This is a genomic window from Phaeobacter sp. BS52 (assembly GCF_045040595.1).
Taxonomy (GTDB): Bacteria; Pseudomonadota; Alphaproteobacteria; order Rhodobacterales; family Rhodobacteraceae; genus Phaeobacter; species Phaeobacter piscinae.
Genome location: NZ_CP090662.1, coordinates 1,145,605 through 1,163,861 on the forward strand (window position 1 = coordinate 1,145,605; position 18,257 = coordinate 1,163,861).

Annotated in this window: 10 protein-coding genes and 5 pseudogenes; 6 read left to right on the forward strand and 9 right to left on the reverse strand. The window is 60.6% G+C overall.

What is annotated here, in order from left to right; genetic code table 11:
* From mtnA to L0Z65_RS05630, 5 genes and pseudogenes are all read right to left on the reverse strand, one after another.
* A complete protein-coding gene (gene mtnA / locus L0Z65_RS05610; RefSeq protein WP_405111525.1) occupies positions 1–1,104 on the reverse strand; it encodes an S-methyl-5-thioribose-1-phosphate isomerase in 1,104 nt (367 codons plus the stop codon).
* A gap of 103 nt (positions 1,105–1,207) precedes the next feature.
* Positions 1,208–1,498: a MoaD/ThiS family protein gene (locus tag L0Z65_RS05615; protein WP_096871336.1), complete on the reverse strand. Its 291-nt coding sequence runs from the start codon at positions 1,496–1,498 to the stop codon at positions 1,208–1,210.
* A gap of 9 nt (positions 1,499–1,507) precedes the next feature.
* Positions 1,508–3,779 (reverse strand): annotated as a pseudogene (locus tag L0Z65_RS05620) (xanthine dehydrogenase family protein molybdopterin-binding subunit).
* A complete protein-coding gene (locus L0Z65_RS05625; protein ID WP_040169184.1) occupies positions 3,779–4,261 on the reverse strand; it encodes a (2Fe-2S)-binding protein in 483 nt (160 codons plus the stop codon). The pseudogene L0Z65_RS05620 and the gene L0Z65_RS05625 overlap by 1 nt, the downstream one beginning before the upstream one ends.
* Positions 4,258–5,126 (reverse strand): annotated as a pseudogene (locus L0Z65_RS05630) (FAD binding domain-containing protein). Before L0Z65_RS05630 ends, L0Z65_RS05625 begins: the two are co-directional and overlap by 4 nt.
* A 687-nt stretch (positions 5,127–5,813) precedes the next feature.
* Between L0Z65_RS05630 and L0Z65_RS05635 the strand changes: the two are divergent.
* From L0Z65_RS05635 to L0Z65_RS05645, 3 genes and pseudogenes are all read left to right on the forward strand, one after another.
* Positions 5,814–6,780: pseudogene (locus L0Z65_RS05635) on the forward strand (TAXI family TRAP transporter solute-binding subunit).
* 177 nt (positions 6,781–6,957) lie between these two features.
* Positions 6,958–9,570: pseudogene (locus L0Z65_RS05640) on the forward strand (TRAP transporter permease).
* Entirely contained in the window at positions 9,567–9,998 is a 432-nt protein-coding gene (locus L0Z65_RS05645; RefSeq protein ID WP_405111529.1) for a universal stress protein, read from the forward strand. The pseudogene L0Z65_RS05640 and the gene L0Z65_RS05645 overlap by 4 nt, the downstream one beginning before the upstream one ends.
* A 92-nt stretch (positions 9,999–10,090) precedes the next feature.
* On the opposite strand, the pseudogene L0Z65_RS05650 reads toward L0Z65_RS05645, so the two are convergent.
* From L0Z65_RS05650 to L0Z65_RS05660, 3 genes and pseudogenes are all read right to left on the reverse strand, one after another.
* A pseudogene (locus L0Z65_RS05650) lies at positions 10,091–11,198 on the reverse strand (lipocalin-like domain-containing protein).
* The gene (locus tag L0Z65_RS05655; RefSeq protein WP_405111532.1) at positions 11,188–13,647 is read right to left on the reverse strand and encodes an FtsX-like permease family protein; all 2,460 of its coding nucleotides are present in this window, start codon (positions 13,645–13,647) and stop codon (positions 11,188–11,190) included. Before L0Z65_RS05655 ends, L0Z65_RS05650 begins: the two are co-directional and overlap by 11 nt.
* On the reverse strand, positions 13,644–14,345 hold the full coding sequence (locus L0Z65_RS05660) for an ABC transporter ATP-binding protein (RefSeq protein ID WP_405111535.1): 702 nt from the start codon (positions 14,343–14,345) through the stop codon (positions 13,644–13,646). The genes L0Z65_RS05655 and L0Z65_RS05660 overlap by 4 nt, the downstream gene beginning before the upstream one ends.
* A gap of 198 nt (positions 14,346–14,543) precedes the next feature.
* Here L0Z65_RS05660 and L0Z65_RS05665 point away from each other — a divergent pair, with 198 nt between their 5' ends.
* Both L0Z65_RS05665 and L0Z65_RS05670 read left to right on the forward strand, forming a co-directional pair.
* Positions 14,544–14,924, forward strand: coding sequence for a hypothetical protein (locus tag L0Z65_RS05665; RefSeq protein WP_405111538.1), 381 nt, complete (start codon positions 14,544–14,546; stop codon positions 14,922–14,924).
* A 96-nt stretch (positions 14,925–15,020) separates the two neighbouring features.
* Positions 15,021–15,470, forward strand: coding sequence for an ion channel (locus L0Z65_RS05670; RefSeq protein WP_405111541.1), 450 nt, complete (start codon positions 15,021–15,023; stop codon positions 15,468–15,470).
* 17 nt (positions 15,471–15,487) lie between these two features.
* Here L0Z65_RS05670 and cls read toward each other — a convergent pair whose 3' ends face one another.
* On the reverse strand, positions 15,488–16,906 hold the full coding sequence (gene cls, locus L0Z65_RS05675) for a cardiolipin synthase (protein ID WP_405111544.1): 1,419 nt from the start codon (positions 16,904–16,906) through the stop codon (positions 15,488–15,490).
* Between the two features lie 114 nt (positions 16,907–17,020).
* Here cls and L0Z65_RS05680 point away from each other — a divergent pair, with 114 nt between their 5' ends.
* On the forward strand, positions 17,021–17,884 hold the full coding sequence (locus L0Z65_RS05680) for a YihY/virulence factor BrkB family protein (protein ID WP_102896967.1): 864 nt from the start codon (positions 17,021–17,023) through the stop codon (positions 17,882–17,884).
* Positions 17,885–18,257: the final 373 nt, after the last annotated feature.

Here is an 18,257-nt window from a genome sequence, read left to right on the forward strand (position 1 = left end):
TTACCCCGCCTTGCGGATCAGGTCGGGAAACAGCGCCGCCAGCCCCTCGGCAGAGGCATCGCAGATACCGCGCTCGGTGATAAGCCCTGTCACCAGCCGGTTTGGCGTCACGTCAAAGGCGGGATTGCCGCAGGCGGTGCCCTCGGGCGTGACCTGCGCCAGACTGATATCCCCACCATCCAGCACGCCCTGAACATGGCTCACCTCGCGGCTGTCGCGGTCTTCAATCGGGATCTCTGCGACACCGTCCGTGACTGTCCAGTCAATGGTGGGCGAGGGCAGGGCGACGTAGAACGGCACCCCGTTGTCACGGGCCGCCAGCGCCTTCAGATAGGTGCCGATCTTGTTGCAGACATCGCCCTGACGGGTGGTGCGATCAGTGCCGGTGATGACCAGATCAACCTGTCCGTGCTGCATCAGATGACCGCCTGCATTGTCCGTAATGTAGCTGTGGCTGATGCCGTGGCTGCCCAGTTCCCAGGCGGTCAGCGCGCCCTGATTGCGGGGGCGGGTTTCATCGACCCAGACATGGATCGGAATTCCGGCATCATGGGCCTGATACATCGGGCTGGTCGCCGTGCCCCAGTCAACGGTGGCGATCCAGCCGGCGTTGCAATGGGTGAGCAGGCGTACGGGCTCCCCTGCCGGTTTCCTGGTGGCGATATCGCGGATCAATGTCAGACCATAGGCACCGATGCGGCGGTTGATCTCGACGTCCTCATCGGCGATGGCATGGGCAAGCTTCAGCGCCGCTTTTGCACGGTCTTCCTCCGGCAGGGGGATCAGCGTTTCCATGCAGCGGTTCAGCGCCCAGCGCAGGTTGATCGCGGTGGGACGGGTGGCATTCAGCTGCTCCCAGGCGGCCTGCAGCGCGCTGTCAGACGGATCCAGCTCCGCTGCCAGCGCCATACCATAGGCCGCGGTCGCTCCGATCAGCGGTGCGCCACGCACCCGCATTTCCACAATGGCCGTAGCGAACGCCTCAAACGTGGCAACGGGCTGGATGCGAAACTCATGCGGCAACCAACGCTGATCAATGATCATCAGGACCGATTGATCCTCATCCCACCAAAGCGAACGATAATGCGTGCCATTGATTTTCACTGCGGGATCCTCCGTTTATGATGGCAGCCACTGGTGTGTTGGTAGCTGAAACCTTGCCGCCCGTCCTAACCGATCGACGGCAAAGTGCAATCACCTTGCGGTCTTAGCCACCGCGCAGCCGTTGCATCAGGTAGATTTCATTCTCAGGGGCGAGGGGTTCATCCAGACTGGCCGCAATGATGCGCCCGTCTACCGCCACCGAAATGCCCGCGTCCAGCGCCGGGGTCAGTGCGGGGTAGGCGGCTTTCAGCGCGGCGATCATGGTGCCTGTGGTGCTGGCGGAAACTTCCACCGCGTCTTGCCCCTCGGCAAAGCGGCGCAACCCGGACCAAAGATGCACGGTCAGGCGCGGCAACCCCGCGTCCTGACCCAGATCTTGCGTCTCACCTGTCATTGCGCTGCATCAATCTGCCGTACCGCGCTGCTGTTCCAATGCTGCCAGAATGCGCGGCGGTGACATCGGCAGCGCATGCAGCCGCACGCCTGCCGCAGCAGAGACGGCATTGGCAATCGCCGCCAGAGGTGGGCAGATGGATGTCTCCCCCACGCCGCGCACACCAAAAGGATGGCCGGGGTTGGGCACTTCGACAATCACCGTGTCGATCATCGGCAGATCAGAGGCCACCGGGATCCGATAATCGAGGAACACCGCATTCTGCAACCGGCCATCCTCGCCGTAGATGTATTCCTCATTGAGCGCCCAGCCGATACCCTGTGCCGCTCCACCCTGAAACTGCCCCTCCACATAGGTGGGGTGGATCGCCTTTCCCGCGTCTTGAATGACGGTGTAGCGGGTGACAGCGGTTTTGCCGGTTTCCGCGTCCACTTCGGCATCGACGATATGGGTGGCAAAGGAGACACCGGCGCCTTCGGGCGTGGCCTCAAAGTGGCCCGAGATGGGACCGCCGGTCTGGCCCATGTCGCGGGTGATCTCAGCTAGCGGGATTGGGTCAAAATTGCCGAGCATTCGGGCCAGAGGGTACGGCGTGGCCTTCTTCCCATTTGACCGCATCCTCCGGGATGCCCCATTTGGCGGCGGCCCGTTTGCTGAGTTTGACCACAGCGTCCTCTGCCGCCTTGATCGTGGCCAGACCGCTCGCATAGGTCACCCGGCTGCCGTGGGAGACATCATTGTATCCCAGTGTTGCGGTATCTGCGATGGTGACACGGATACTTTCATAAGGAATGCCCAGAACCTCTGCCGCCATCAGCGCCATGGAGGCACGAGAGCCGCCGATATCCGGTGTCCCGACCGAGATCTGACAGGTGCCGTCCTCAGACAGGGACAACGACACCGAGGTCTCGCCCCCATGGTTGAACCAGAACCCGCAGGAGACCCCGCGCCCCTGACCGGGTTTGAGTGGGGCGCTGTAATGTGGGTGGGCTTTGGCGGCTTCCAGCGTTTCGACCAGACCGATGCGTTCGAACTTTGGTCCATAGGAGGCTTTGGTGCCCTCGCGCGCCGCGTTTTTCAGCCGAACTTCGATTGGATCCAGATCCAGCTTCCGGCACAGCTCATCAATCACGGATTCCACCGCATAGGCCGCCATGGGCGATCCCGGCGCGCGATAGGCGGCCTGTTTGGGGCGGTTGCTGATGACGTCGTAGCCGATCTGCTGAACATTCTGCAGATCATAGGGCGCAAAGGCACACATGGCGGTCATATCCGCAGGCGCACCGGGGAAGGCACCGCCCTGCAGGCGGAAGGTGCCCTGCGCTGCGGTGATGATGCCATCCGCGGTCATGCCGATCTTGATATCCATGGAGGTCGACGCCGTAGGCCCTGTGGCGCGAAACACCTCAGGGCGGCTCATCACCAGTTTGACCGGGCGGTTGGCCTTGCGCGACAGGGCCAGGGCCACGGGTTCGATGAACACGGTGGTCTTGCCACCAAATCCACCGCCAATTTCCGAGGCGGTGACGCGCAGCTGTGATGTCTCAATGCCCAACAACGCCGCGCAGTTCTTCTGCACATACCAGTGGCCTTGGGTACAGCACCACAGCTCGCCTTTGCCGTCCTGCCCCAGCTGGGCCAGACAGGCGTGAGGTTCGATATAGCCCTGATGCGTCGCCTCGGTGACGAAATGCTCTTCCACCACAAGATCAGCCTTGGCAAAACCCGCCGCTACATCGCCATGACCGCTTTCGTGATAGCGCACCACATTGGGGTGCATCCCCTCTGGCACGGAATAATCGGCTGCCCCTTCACGGATCACCGGCGCATCCTTGGCCATGGCCTTGTCGACATCGGTCACATGGGGCAGCACCTCATATTCGACCTCGATCAGCTTCAGCGCATCGCGCGCGGCGAGGGCAGAGGTGGCGGCAACTGCGGCAATGGCATGACCATCATAAAGCGCGGTATCGCCTGCCATCACGTTTTCGAGCACATTCCATTGTTCACCTTCGAGCCCCGGAGCGGGCTGGATCGCGTCGGAGAAATCGGCGCGGGTGACAATCGCCTTTACGTCATTCAGCGCTTCAGCCTTGCTGGTGTCGATATGTTTGATCCGGGCATGAGCATGGGGACTGCGCAGAATGGCGCCAAACAACATCCCCGGCGCCGTCACATCGGCGCCAAAGCGGGCCTTGCCAGTGACCTTGTCCAGACCATCGGGGCGATTGGGGCGGGTGCCCACTTGGGTGAAGTCGGTTTTTCGTTGATCCAGAGCCATTATGACGCCTCCCGCATCTCTGCTGCCGCGTCCATCACGGCGCGAATGATCTTGTCATAGCCGGTGCACCGGCAGAGGTTGCCCGCCAGCCAATAGCGCACTTCGGTTTCGGTCGGATCCGGGTTTTTCTCCAGCAGAGATTTGGCCGCGACCAGAATACCCGGTGTGCAGATCCCGCATTGCAGCGCAGCGTGGTCAATGAACTTCTGTTGCAGTGGATGCAGTGTTTCGCCGGGCGCGATGCCTTCGACCGTGGCAATTTCTTGGCCCTCAGCCTCAACCCCGAGGACAAGGCAGGAACAGACCAACCGACCGTTCAAGGTGACCGAACAGGCACCGCAGTCACCTGTCCCGCAGCCCTCCTTGGCACCGGTGAGGTTCAACCGGTCACGCAGCACATCCAGCAGGGTTTCGCGCGGGTCGCAGAGATAGTCGACCGCATCGCCATTGATGGTGGCAGAGACGTGGATTTTAGAACTCATGCTGTGTCTCCCTTGGCACGGGTATAGGCGATTTCGGCAGCGCGGCGCGCCATCACGCCAGCGACCTGCGTTCGAAAGGCAACGGTGCCGCGTTTGTCGGTGATCGGTGCGCAGGCATCGGAGGCGGCGGCGGCCAGACGCTCCAGCGCAGCAGTGTCCAAAGTGGAGCCAACTAGCGCATCGGCACAGGCCTCAACCAGCAGCACCGTTGGGGCAACAGCGCCCAATGCAACACGCGCCTCCGCGATGGTGTCCTCCTCCAGCCGCAGCCAGACGCCGCAACCAACAACTGCGATATCCATTTCGGTGCGCGGAATGAACCGCAGATAGGCATCGCCCTGACGCGGTTGAGTGGCGGGCAGATGCACGGCGGTGATCAGCTCGCCGGGGGCAAGCGTGGTTTTGCCTGGGGCTGAGGGAATATCCACGGCAGCTGCGTGGCGATCTCCCTTTGGGCCGGTGATGCTGACGGTCGCCTGCGCGGCGACCATGGCCGAGCACGCTATCCGCCGCTGGCGAGGCGTTGCACAGATTGCCAGCCAACGTGGCGCGGCCCTGCACTTGGGTTGAGCCGATCAGATCCATCGCCTCCACAACACCGGGCCAGGCGGCACATAGGGCAGGGTGCTCGCTCATCTCAGCGCCAGCCACGGCGGCGCCGATCGTCCAGCTGCCATCGTCGTCCTGCCGGATGTCCCGCGCCCCCTCAATTGACTTGATATCAATCAGCGTATCTGGCGTGACGATATCGGCCCGCATCTGCACCAGCACATCGGTGCCGCTTAGCCAGCACACGGGTCACACCCTTGGCTGAGGCCGCCAGCTCTGCCGCCTCGGCAAAACTGCTGGGTCGGTGATATTCCATTGGAGCTGTCCTTCTGCTGGCCTTGCTGCTGGCGACTGTTGTTCGGCCCGGAGGTCCAGGCGCGGAACAAAGGAATGCGGGACAGGGATCCTATGTCGTACATGCCCGCAAGACCATCTTGCGACTAGACATCCCGTTGGGCAAGCCGCCATCAGTGCTTCGCCGGGTGATAGGCGAGAAAATCACTCTGTCGGGCGGCTGTGTTCACAAGGCGCACAACAGAGCCTGTCTCTCCAATCAAGCACCGTTCACAACAGGAATGGGGAGGCTTTTACGTTTTTGCCCCTTGCGGTGTCGGATCCACTCTTTTATGGCGTCGGCGTTTCCAAGTTTTTCGCAAAAAATATTGCCATCTAAGGGGCTTGAATGGCAGAGGTGGCTTGCACTCTGGTGTGACAATCTGCCACACTGCGCCGAATCCAACGGATGTAGGTACGGGGGAAATTTCCGGGATCAGTGTCAGATACGCAGAAACTCCGCACCCTGTGGCGGGGGAGCGGGCCGCAAGCCTTGACTTGGCCGGATGCGCCTGAAACGCTTAAACCTCTGGACCTGCCGGAAATTGTTGCCAGAACGCGCGACAAATCACACCTGGCGTCTACATGTCCCCAAGGGTTCAACAACCCCAGCCGCGCTTTTGGCGGCTCTACGGTTTCGACGACAAAAAAACGTGGGAGAACAACACATATGACCAACACCAAGCTGGCCGTTAGCGCCCTTGTCGCATCCGCTTTCATGGCACCTGCTGCCATGGCAGAGGAATTCATCACAATCGGTACCGGCGGTGTAACCGGCGTGTACTACCCGACCGGTGGCGCGATTTGCCGTCTGGTCAACAAAACCCGCAAAGAGCACGGTATTCGTTGCTCCGTGGAATCCACTGGCGGCTCCGTCTACAACATCAACACCATCCGCGAAGGCGAGCTGGAGTTTGGTGTGGCGCAGTCTGACTGGCAGTATCACGCCTATAACGGCACCTCCAAATTCGAAGATCAGGGCGCCTTTGAAGGTCTGCGCGCGGTATTCTCCGTGCATCCCGAACCGTTCACCGTTGTGGCTCGCGCCGATGCCGAGCGTGACCAGCTTTGACGACCTGCAGGGCAAGCGCGTCAACATCGGCAACCCCGGTTCTGGTCAGCGCGGCACCATGGAAGTGCTGCTGGAAGCCAAAGGCTGGGGCATGGACAGCTTCGCGCTGGCAACCGAGCTGAAAGCGGCAGAACAGTCGGCTGCGCTCTGCGACAACCAGATCGACGCGATGGTCTACACCGTTGGTCACCCGTCCGGCTCCATTCAGGAAGCCACCACCGCCTGTGACTCCGTTCTGGTGACCGTTGATGGGGAAGCCGTTGAAAAGCTGATCGCCGACAACTCCTTCTACCGGACCGCAACCATCCCCGGTGGCATGTACCGTGGCTCCGACGCCGATGTCAGCACATTTGGTGTGGGCGCAACGTTCGTCACCTCCGATCAGGTCTCCGACGAGGCGGTCTATACCGTGGTGAAAGCGGTCTTCGAAAACTTCGATGACTTCAAAAAGCTGCACCCAGCATTTGCCAACCTCAAGCCCGAGGAAATGGCAACCGCAGGCCTGTCCGCGCCGCTGCATCCCGGTGCTGCGAAATACTACAAAGAGCAGGGCTGGGTAGAGTAACCCATCTCTGATGATTGCAGCGGGGCGCCAATGGCGCCCCGTTTTGCCCTTGCCGTGAAGGCTTTGCCCTTTGCCATGAAGCGCTAAAACTCCAAAAGGGAGCAGGGCGCGTCGGGGCCAAGGGCAACACCCAAGAATAACCGGCCGCAGAGACAGACGGCCTCAGGGGGATACTCCATGACATCCGATGTTCAAGGAAATCGACCGCTTACCGAAGAAGAGCTACAGGACCTCGTCGCATCCTCCGATGCCTAGCGCGCGCAACCCGGTTGGGTCGGTTGGGCTATTTCTGGCGATTGTAGCGGTAATATGGTCGGTCTTTCAGGTGGTGCTGGCCTCGCCAGTTTCTAACCTGTTGCTGCCCGGCAGCGTGGTGAATAACTCACGCCAGATTCATTTGGCCTTTGCGATTTTCCTCGCCTTTGCGGCCTATCCGGCCCTGAAATCCAGCCCACGTCACTACATTCCGATTCAAGATTGGGTCATGTCCATTGTCGGGGCGCTGATCGCGCTTTACGGCTATATCTTCTACCAGAAAATCGTGAATTCAGGTGGGCTTGCCGACGATACGGACAAATGGGTGGCCTTGATTGGGCTGCTGTTGCTGTTCGAAGCCGCACGGCGTGCGCTGGGGCTTAGCCATGGCGATTATTGCCTGTGTGTTTCTGGCCTATGTGTTCTTCGGCTCCTCCGACTGGGTGCCGGAAGTCATCCGTTGGAAGGGCGCGAGCCTGAAAAAAGCGATGAGCCATATGTGGATCACTTCGGAGGGGGTGTTTGGCATCGCCTTGGGCGTCTCCACCAAATTCGTGTTCCTCTTCGTGCTGTTCGGTGCGCTTCTGGATAAGGCCGGGGCTGGCAACTATTTCATCAAAATGGCCTTTGGTGCCCTTGGTCACCTGCGGGGTGGTCCGGCCAAGGCTGCGGTGGTCGGTTCTGCCGCTACCGGTCTGATTTCCGGCTCCTCCATCGCCAATGTGGTGACAACCGGCACCTTCACCATTCCGCTGATGAAGCGGGTGGGGTTCAGTTCAGAGCAGGCCGGTTCGGTCGAGGTTGCCTCCTCGGTGAATGGCCAGATCATGCCTCCCGTCATGGGCGCTGCGGCCTTCCTGATGGTGGAATACGTCGGCATTTCCTATGTCGAGGTGATCACCCATGCCTTCCTGCCGCAGCGGCGATTTCTTATATCGCGCTGGTCTATATCGTCCATCTTGAGGCGGTGAAGCGCAACATGCCCACGCTGGGCAACCGTGTTGTGTCTATGGGACGGACAATTGGCGGCATGGCTGCGTTTTTCGCGGGGTTTGCGGCACTTTGCTACGGCATCCAATACCCGATCAAAGCAATCACCGCAGCCATCCCCGGCGCCTCCGGCCTTGTCCTGTCGCTCTTGGTGGTTGCAGCCTATCTGGGGCTATTGTGGCTGGCGGCTGGAACTGACGATCTGGTGCCAGATGATCCCAACGCGGCGGAGGTCGAACTGCCGGTTGTCGGCGAGATCTACAAGGCGGGTCTGCACTATCTGCTGCCGATCATCGTCTTGGTCTACTTCCTGATGATTGAGCAGAAGTCGCCGGGTCTGTCCGCGTTCTGGGCGACGGCACTGCTGTTTGTGATCCTGTTGACCCAAAAACCGCTGAAAGCGCTGTTCCGGGGGCAAAGCACCTTGGCACACAGCTTCTTGGATGGGGTGCATGATCTGTGGAATGGGCTGATTGACGGCGCGCGCAATATGATCGGCATTGCCCTGGCCACAGCCACAGCAGGCGTCATCGTCGGCACTGTAACGCTGACTGGCGTTGGTCAGGTGATGTCGGAACTGGTGGAACTGATGTCCGGCGGCAACCTGATCCTGATGCTGATCATGGTCGGCCTTCTCTCGCTGGTTCTGGGTATGGGGCTGCCGACCACGGCGAACTACATCGTGGTGTCCTCTCTGATGGCGGGCGTTGTGGTTGAACTTGGTGCACAATCCGGGCTGGTGGTGCCGCTGATCGCGGTGCATCTCTTTGTGTTCTACTTCGGGATCATGGCGGATGTGACACCGCCTGTGGGTCTGGCCAGCTTTGCCGCCGCTGCGGTGTCGGGGGGCGATGCCATTCGCACCGGCTTTGTCGCGTTTTTCTACAGCCTGCGCACGGTGGCGCTGCCCTTTGTCTTCATCTTCAACACTGACCTGTTGCTGATCGATGTAGGCTGGGTGCAGGGCATTCTGGTGGCGATTTCTGCGACCATCGCCATTCTTGCCTTCACCGCTGGCACGATGAACTATTTCATCACCCGCAACCGCATCTATGAAAGTGTCCTGCTGGTTTTGGTCGCCTTTGCCCTGTTCCGCCCGGACTTCTTCATGAACCGGCTGATGCCTCCGTTTGCCAACACCGATCCGGCAGCTTTGGTCGAGACCGTTGCCGCGGCCCCTGCGGGCAGTGAGTTGCGGATCACCGTGGAGGTCCCGACTTCGACACCGGTGAGCAGAAGAGTACCACGCTGATCCTGCCGGTCGCTGATGGTGGCGACGGTCAGGCGCAGGTTGATGCCTTTGGCCTGATGTTGCTGCCTGAGGATGGTGTGGTCAAACTGGATGAGCCGATGTTTGGCACGCCCGCGCAATCCGGCATGGACAGCTTCGATTTCTACGGTGATGACCCTGTCCGCCTGCTGAGTGTGCAGGCCCCGGCAGACCAACTGCCCAAGGAGTTGATCTTCATCCCGGCGCTGCTGCTACTGGCGATGATCGCCTTCTTGCAGCGCGCACGGGCCAGCAAGGAAGGAGTCCCGGCATGAGCAAATCCGTTCTCTGCGCATTGGAACTGAGCGACAAGACCATTGATGCCAAGGTGCTGCGCGAAGCGGCGCGGCTGGCGGATCTGGATCAGGCTCAGCTGGATGTGGTCAACGTCCTGCCCGATTTTGGCGAAAGCTGGGTCTCGGGGTTCTTTGAGGATCATCATCATGACCGCGCCGTGAAGGAAACCGCCGACCATCTGGGCAAGCTCTGTGAGGAGGTTCTGGGAGGCGAGCGCAATGCCAAGGTGCGCCACGTGGTTGCCACTGGCAAAGCCTATCAGGAAATCCTGAAGGTCGCCGACAAGGCCGGTGCAGATCTGATCGTGATCGGCGCGCATAAGCCGGAGCTGTCGGATTACCTGCTGGGTCCGAATGCGGCACGGGTGATCCGGCATTCGACCTGTTCGGTCTATGTGGTGCGCTGACCAGCCGAGCCGAAACCACTGCTAACCCATGTAAAAGGGGCGCCCGTTGATGGCGCCCCTTTTACTTCTGGGTGAGATGCTCTTGCCGCCCACTAGTCCGCTGGGGCGCCGTAGCCGGTCATCTCAAGATACCCCTTACCAAGGTGACTGCCGCTGAGGCGTACCGGACCTTCCCAATAGGGAAAGGACATCTCCATCCAAGACTGCGGGTTCATCGCTGAGACACGAACGTCCAACCCGCGCGCAGGCAGGCGCAGCTGCCATTCCGTCGGCACCTTGCGCCCGGATACCTCAGTGAACGTGACGGGCGTTGCCTGCAGGCTGCCCGGCTCAAGCGGAGTTGGGGTGCCGTCGGCCGCAATCCATGTACCGGAGGTGAACAGGCTGGCACCGCGCAACTGGAAACCCATCAGTTTTTCACCGCTGTTAAACCGCAGCGAAAACCAGTCCCAGCCACTCTGATCTTCTGACAGCGGCTGGCTGGACCATTCACGATCAAGCCAGCCTTCCCCCGTCACCGCCACAGGTCCGTCCGGCAGGTCCAGCGTCCCGGTTACCCGGTAATGCGGCTGGGAATAATAGTAGCTCGCCTGCCCATCCGCTGATTTCACCGAATAGCTGAGCGTCACCCTGCATCACCAGCGGCCCCTCTGCGCTAAGTGACAGGTCATAGCGGAAACTCTCGCCCGTTGCGCGCAAGGTCAGATCTCGCAGGTTTTGGTCGCGGCTGCGCATATGCCAATCGTCGATATAGGCCTCAAACGGCGCAGTGGAAACACCGGCCTGACCGATGCCGCCGCGGGCAAGCCGCTCGGCGGAGTAATGGGCGTCAGGCGTCGTCAGACCTGCGTGGCCCATCCAGATCTGTGGGTTGGTCCAGACCGATCCTACGTCGTCCTGCCTGTCGTCCCCGGGTCGCAGCGCTGAGCGAAACAGCGTCCATTGCACGCCGTAATCACGCCCGTCGTCCCCGGTCAGGTTGGCCGTCAGATACCACCATTCAATCCGGTAGTTGGGATGGGGGGCGTGATCGCGTGGAAATACCAGCGGGCGACCGGGGACCGGCACGGCAAAGCCCTCCGCCTCGGTTCCCAATCCGGCATAGCCCTGCGCGGCAGCGGGCGGTGCGGACAGCGCCAGCAATGTTGCCGCCAGGGGGAATTTGCTGACAACTGCCGCAAGGGCGCGTTTAACGTTCATTGGCAAAGACCCTCAACAGATCGGCGGGTTTCAGCTTCGACAGCCGACGGGCGGGCAGGGCGGCGGCCAGCGCTGCCGCCGCAAGCGCCATCAGCAGCAATTGCAGCCAGTCCAACGGAAACAGCGACATCGGCAAGCGCCAACCAAAGGCCTCAACGTTGACGACGGCCAGAAGCGCCCAGCCCAGCAGCAACCCCAAAGGCAGCGCCAACAGTGCGGTCAGCCCCGCAAGGATCACGCTGCGCAAGATTTCATACCGGGCCAACTGTTGGCGCGTCAGCCCCATAGCCCAGATCGGCGCCAATTGCGGCAGGCGCTGGCTCCAGAGTGTCAACAGGCTGGTAAGCATGGCAAATCCAGCCACGCCAAAGGTCAGAAGGTTCAGCGCCCCTGTCACCACAAAGGTCCGGTCGAAAATCGCCAACGACTGCGCCTTGAGCGCGCTTTGGTCGATGAAGGCGCTGCGCGGCAGACCAAACTCACGTTGCAGCGCCGCGCGGATCTCTGCGACCTCAGCAGGGGGCAACCGCAGACCAAACCGACGGTTTTCAATCAGTGGACGATGCCGCAGCAGCGTTTCAAGCCCTACGATGGCCTGCGGGTTGGGATTTCCGTAATCGGAATAAACCCCGGCAATCCGCATCCGCCAGTCCGGCGCGATCACCAGCGTATCACCGGGACCCTGATCCGCGCGCCGCGCCAGCTGTTCATTGATCAGCGCGCCACGCCCCTCGGCGAGTTGCGACCAGACCGTCGGCTCGGCCTGCAACAGCGGCCAGTTGTCGCGATAGGTGGCATCATCCACCACCCCGTAGACCTGCATCGGTGCGCCGATACCGTCTGGTCCCACATAACGCTCGTCACTGTGGCGGATCGGCAGGGTGCGGATTCCCCTGTCGGCAAGCCACGGCAGCACGTCTTTGGCCATCTCCTCCTGCGGCAGCGTCATATACAGTTCAGACGCCAATCGCTGGTCAAGCCAGCCCAAGAACGTGAGGCGGAAGCTGGACACCATTGTTCCGACACCAATATTCGTCGCCAGCGCCAGCAGTAACGCCATCAGCGCCAGCGACAGACCGGGCAGTTGCGCCCGCATATCCGCCCAGAGCCATAGCGTTACCGGCTTGCGTGCCAGCTGCACGCCAACCGAGGCCAACCGGGACAGGGCCAGGGGCAGCAGAAGCGCGGCCCCCAGCATCAGCCCCGCAAGGAAGGCAAACCCCGCAAGCAGCCCGTCGAACAGCACAGGGATCGCGACCGCGCCCAACAAAAGGAGCGCGCCGGACAGTGCCGAGAGGCGATGCCCGCGCAGGGCCTGCTGACCCCGCGCCGCCGCAGCGGGAGCCGCCAGAATGGGCAGGCGCGACAGGCTGACCCAGCTTTGCGCCCCTGCAAGCGCCATCCCTGCCAGCGCCATTGCCAGACCGGAAAACACCCAGCCGGGACGCAGTTGCAGGCTGCCGTCCAGCGACGCGCCATAAAGCCCGGACAGTGTCGCCCCAACGCCGGGGAGCAAGGCCGCGGCAATCAGGTAGCCGAGGATCAGACCCAGCAGCGCCGCCAGCAGTGTTATCACCAGAAGTTCTGCAAAAATAAGCGCAACCAGCGTATTAAGCGGCACACCTAAACTGCGCAGCGTGCGAAACAGACCTCGCCTCTGCTCAATCCCCAGCGCGATGGTGCCCTGCACGATGAACAACCCCACCGCAAAGGACAACAGCCCAAAAGCGGTGAGGTTAAGGTGAAAACTCCGCGTCAGCTGCGCGGTGTCCGCGCCGGTGGAGGCCGTTTGCAGGCGCAGCTGAGGGGCCAGTTCTGCCAGTGGGCGCAGGCCGATGGGTTGCTCATCAAGGATCATCAACCGACTGATAAAAAACGGTTTTCCCAGTAGGCGCGCGACTGTTGAGATATCGCCGACCACCACCCCACGCGGCACCGCCGTGGTGCGTGTCACAGGGGGCAGGCTGCGCAACAGCGGACCTAGATCACTGTCAGGATGCGCAAACAGATGACCGGGGGCCAGCAGCAGGTCCGCAGGGGTCAACGTCGCCTGCGCGCTTTCGTCAGAGGAGCTGTCCGTCGCAGCCAGCCGAGCCATCATCGGATGCGACAGGATATCTATCCCAATCACTTCCAGATCCGTCGCGCCCGCTTCGGCGGTATCCTCTGTAAGTGTTCCGATCAACACCGGTGACAGTTGCCAACCTTCACGTCGCAGGGCAACATACTGATCCAGTTCGATATATCCATCCTGAGGTGTCAGATAGGTCTGCCCTGACGGGGAGATACGCGCCGCAGCCTCAGCATAGCTGGCGCGGGCCTCTGCGTTGATGGCCTGCACCGCAGACCAGAGCGCCGTAGCGAGCGCGAGGCCGGTCACCAGCATCGCCAGCTGCAGCGGATGCAGGCGCCAATGCGACAGGATCGCCGTAAATGTGGCCCTGATCACGCCTTGCCCTCGCGCAGGGTCCCACCGGACGAATTCATTTCATAGCGGCTGTCAGTATTAAGGCGCCCCGTGCTAAGATGACGCTGCTGATCAAGCTGTGAGGCAATGGCCTGCGAATGCGTCACCAGCAGCAGCGCGGCACCGGTTTCGCGCACCAGATCCAGCATGAGCGCCATCACCGAAGCACTTGAACCTTCGTCCAGATTTCCCGTTGGCTCGTCCGCGAGAAGCAGCTTTGGCCGCATGGCCAGCGCACGCGCAATGGCAACACGCTGTTGTTGCCCGCCGGAGAGCTGTTCGGGATAGCGCTCCTGAAACTTCGCCAGCCCAAGTCGTTCCGTCAGTGCCTTTATCCAACCCTGATCAACCCGCCCGGCCAGCCGGGCATGAAGGCTGATATTCTGCGCCACGGTCAGGGCCGGGACCAGATTGAACTGCTGAAACACCAATGAAACCTGCTGACGCCTGAGCGCGGCACGTCCCGCATCATCCAACTCCTCAAGAGAGACGCCATCCACCATAATCCGCCCGCTGTCGGCCTGATCCAGTGCGGCCGCCAGATGGAGCAGTGTGCTTTTGCCAGAGCCGCTGTCCCCGGTCAGGGCCAGGCTGCACCCGGCCGCCAGATGCAGTGAGACCCCATTGAGAACCGGAATATCACCGGAGGGACCTTGATAGGATTTTTTTAACGCCCTCAATGACGAGCATCACATTACAACCTTTTGACAACAAATATTTTTTATCTGCTTCATGTTTTGTTCAGCCCCAAGCCGCAGAAGCCTGCCGCTCAGCATAGACTGCGCCCGCACACTGCACAGCATTGACCCGAAGGGATCTAGCCCCCATTTGAGCAATGCCCATGTCATTTTACCGGGCCGCTTAAATCAGGTTTTGCCATGTCGCTGCTCCCAGTGCCATCCCGTCACCGCCGTGAAATTGTCGCACTGGCGATGCTGATATTCTGTCTGGGCCAGCCCGCTCTAGCGGAGACTGGAAACACCAATCGCGAGGCGCAGTGCCGCAGCCGGGCCGAGGCCTATGCAGGAGCACCCCGCAGCGATGCCACCGATCACTTGCGGCTGGGCAATGATCGCGTCGGGATCACGTTCTCCGGCACCGCCCGTATTGGTATCAGCGTGCAGGATGGCAAGGTCCGCAGCGCCAGATCCCGTCGTGGGTCGGAGGCCGAGGATCGTGACGATTATTTCAATACACCAGAGGCGCGCCGCAAACGACTGGTCAAGCAGCATTATCGCGATTGCATGTCCCAACGCTGAGTGAATAGACTGCACAAAGGCGCGATCTAGGCCGGTTCGGTCGCAAGAGATGCAGGTGTCGACCGTAAGAAACTCGGCACATAAGGGGCAGGGGTCATGACACTCATCCAACAGTTGCTGATGGGCAGCTTGTACCTTGGTATCTGTCTGGTGGTCGAAGCCGGATTGCTGGTCTTCTGCATTCATATATTGCGCGAACGGCTGGGAATTCTACAGCGCAGGCGGCGGTTCTTGCAAATCAGCGTCGTACTTGCGGTGGCGATCGGTCTGATCGTCTTTGCCCATACCCTGCAGGTCTGGATCTGGGCCACGGCGCTGATCTTTTCCGGCGCCATAGGTGATTGGAATACCGCGATTTATTTCTCGCTCGCGACTTATACAACGCTGGGCTACGGCGATATTGTTCTGGGCGAGGGAATGCGGATATTCGCGGCCTTTGGTGCGGTAACGGGGCTTTTTGCCTTTGGCATCAGTACGGCATTTCTGGTCGCTGCCCTGCGTGAAGTCTTCCTCTTGGAAGACACGCCGCCGGTCAGCGGGTGCTGAGATTTCGTGGTCAGAATTTAGAGCACAGGGGCCAGCAGACGGGCAACCGGCGCACCAAATCGGATCGTCAGCGGTTGCGCCTCCAGATCGGTTGTCAAAAGGCGCGCAGACGCCATGTCCTGCTCCAGCATGTCGGCCACCTGATCTGCGGTCTCGCTATCAAAACACAGCGCCATACTCTCGAAATTCAACCGGAATGACCGATTGTCGAGGTTCATCGTACCCACCGCCGCAATGCTATCATCCACCACGAACGCCTTCTGGTGAAGAAACCCGGCCTGATACCGGTAGATCGCGATACCAACGTCGCGCAGGTCGTCGAAATAGGCATAGGCAGCCAGCCACGGTGCATAGTGATCCACAGTATCCGGCAGCAAGATGCGCACATCAACGCCGCGCAGAGCGGCGTTTTTCAACGCAGCCACAACATCCTGATCTGGCACGAAATATGGCGATGACAGCCAGACGCGCGACTGGGCGGCAGCAATTGCAGAGAAATACAGCATCGAGCCATTGACAGTGCTGTCGCCGGGGCCTGTTTCAATCACCAAAGCAGGTTTCCCACCCTCTGCCACTGGCGCGCATTCCCAGGTCAGCAGGTCAAGGATCGGATCCTCCGTCAACCAGAACCAATCTTCGGCATAGCCAAGCTGCAGCTGCTGGACCACAGGACCCTTGAGCCGCACCTGCGTATCGCGCCAGTCGCCAAATTTGGGATCGCGGCCCATATACTCATCGCCAATGTTCATCCCACCGGTAAAACCAACCCGACCATCGACAATCACTGTCTTGCGGTGGTTTCGAAAGTTGAGGTGAAAGCGATGTTTCGGGCCGGGCCGGGTGCTTGGATCAACCTGATTGACCCCCGCCGCGTCCAGATCCGCACGGTATTGATGCGAAAGCCCGTGGCTGCCAACCGCATCGGTCATAAACCATACGGCCACCCCGCGCCCCCGCGCATTGATGAGCGCAGATTTGAGCCGCTGGCCAATCTGATCGTCCCGCACGATGTAGAAATGAACCAGCACATAATCCTCGGCTGCATCAATGGCTTCGATAATCGCATCGCTGATGTCGTTGCCATTGATCAGCAACTCAAAGCTGTTGCCCCGGCAGACCGGATATCCGGCGAGCTGTTCAAAAGGCGCCTGATTCACCGCAAGCTGATCCCGGTCCTGGGTATAACGGGTGGAATAGACGCGCAGCGCGTTCAGCACCCGTTCCGCCTCACGCCGTGTTGCGCGATAGCGGGAGAATTTACGCTGTCCGAAGAAGAGATACAGCGGCAGTGCGAGCAACGGCGCTGAGAGCAAAAACACCACCCAGCCGATAGCGCCCTGAGGTGTGCGCGCCGTGCGCGCCGCCTTGAGAGAGGCAAGCCCCGCAAGCCCCCACATCACCAGCAGCGCAGATGTGCTTATCACCACCTCGACCATCACAGCGCCCCTCCGTGGCTCATCTTGAGCCCGAGCCTACATTCGGTAGGCGCCTTTGGCTATATCTCCCTGAAAGGGCTGGTTTTTCGTTCCAAGCTATGAGACCGTTTTCCCATGAGCATCCGTCCCTACGTCAAGCCCGGCGCCTATGCGTTGTATCTGGCCGCCAAGCGGTTCAACGACAAGAATGGCTGGGTGCTGAGCAGCCACATTGCCATGTCGCTGATGCTGGCCCTGTTTCCGTTCATCCTGTTTACCGTTGCGCTGACCGGTGCGGTGGCGGGAGCGTTTTCCGATGGGATTGATCTGAAGAACCTGGTCGAACTGGTCTTTGGCTCCTGGCCCGACAGCGTCTCTGATCCGATTGTGCGCGAGGTGTATTCCGTCCTCGCAACCTCCTCGACAGGGGTGGTGACGTTGGGGGGTGTGATTGCGATCTACTTTGCCTCAAACGGGGTGGATGCGGTGCGGTTGGCGATGGTTCAGGCCTATCATGAGCGGGACCACAGGCCATTCTGGAAAACCCGAGGCCTGTGCATCGGCCTGGTGATCCTTGGCGGTGCCGGTATCATGGCGGCAGCCGTGTTTGAGTTGATCCTGCCGCTCTATGCGCGCCATCTGGCCAGCTTCTTCCCGCAGGTGCCCCTTGCCCGCAATTGGGAGAGCGGTCTGAATGGCATATTGGTCGCCGTAATCCCATTGATTGCTGTTTGCGCCTTTCACATGCTGCTACCGGCCAAACGCCACCGGTTTACGCAGGTGCTGCCGGGCGTGATCCTGACGGTGGTCCTGTGGTGGGCGGCAGGGCTGGCCTTCGCCATTTATATCAGCAGTTTCGCATCGTATTCGGCGACTTACGCTGGGCTGGCGGGGGCGATGGCGGCGCTTATTTTTCTCTACCTCAACTCTGCCATCCTGATCCTCGGGGCGGAGCTGAACGGCGTGCTGCTGCACCCAACCTCAAAAACCAAGGCCTGAAGACATCAGGGCTTGAAGGGGAAATCTGCGGGTTCGCGCGAAATTGTTTCGGAAATTGCAACAATAAGGCAGTCTTGCCACAATTGGGTCACGATCACGGCCCAGTGATCGATCTATCCTCAGATCATACCAGTCACGACAGCTCATATGGTATGAGGATCAGATGCGTCTTTTGCAAAACAAATTTCCGACCCGCCCATTGGTCCAGCGCTTGTTTGCGCGCCGCACGGAGGGCAAGCCGTCCAGGCGTGTGGACATCCCTCGTGTGACCCTGCGTGCTGAAGGCACTTCGCTGGAAACGCTCGCCCTGCAGACGATGGCGCTCCGCTCCTTTGGCAGTGCGGCGCCGCGCTGATCTGAACACCATCGGGGC

Bases quoted from the DNA above. Each gene is read 5' to 3' on its own strand.
- L0Z65_RS05615 (WP_096871336.1), bottom strand. From the start codon at position 1,498: ATGACAGGTGAGACGCAAGATCTGGGTCAGGACGCGGGGTTGCCGCGC.
- L0Z65_RS05625 (WP_040169184.1), bottom strand. From the start codon at position 4,261: ATGAGTTCTAAAATCCACGTCTCTGCCACCATCAATGGCGATGCGGTC.
- L0Z65_RS05645 (WP_405111529.1), top strand. From the start codon at position 9,567: ATGAGCAAATCCGTTCTCTGCGCATTGGAACTGAGCGACAAGACCATT.
- L0Z65_RS05665 (WP_405111538.1), top strand. From the start codon at position 14,544: ATGTCGCTGCTCCCAGTGCCATCCCGTCACCGCCGTGAAATTGTCGCA.
- L0Z65_RS05670 (WP_405111541.1), top strand. From the start codon at position 15,021: ATGACACTCATCCAACAGTTGCTGATGGGCAGCTTGTACCTTGGTATC.
- cls (WP_405111544.1), bottom strand. From the start codon at position 16,906: ATGGTCGAGGTGGTGATAAGCACATCTGCGCTGCTGGTGATGTGGGGG.
- L0Z65_RS05680 (WP_102896967.1), top strand. From the start codon at position 17,021: ATGAGCATCCGTCCCTACGTCAAGCCCGGCGCCTATGCGTTGTATCTG.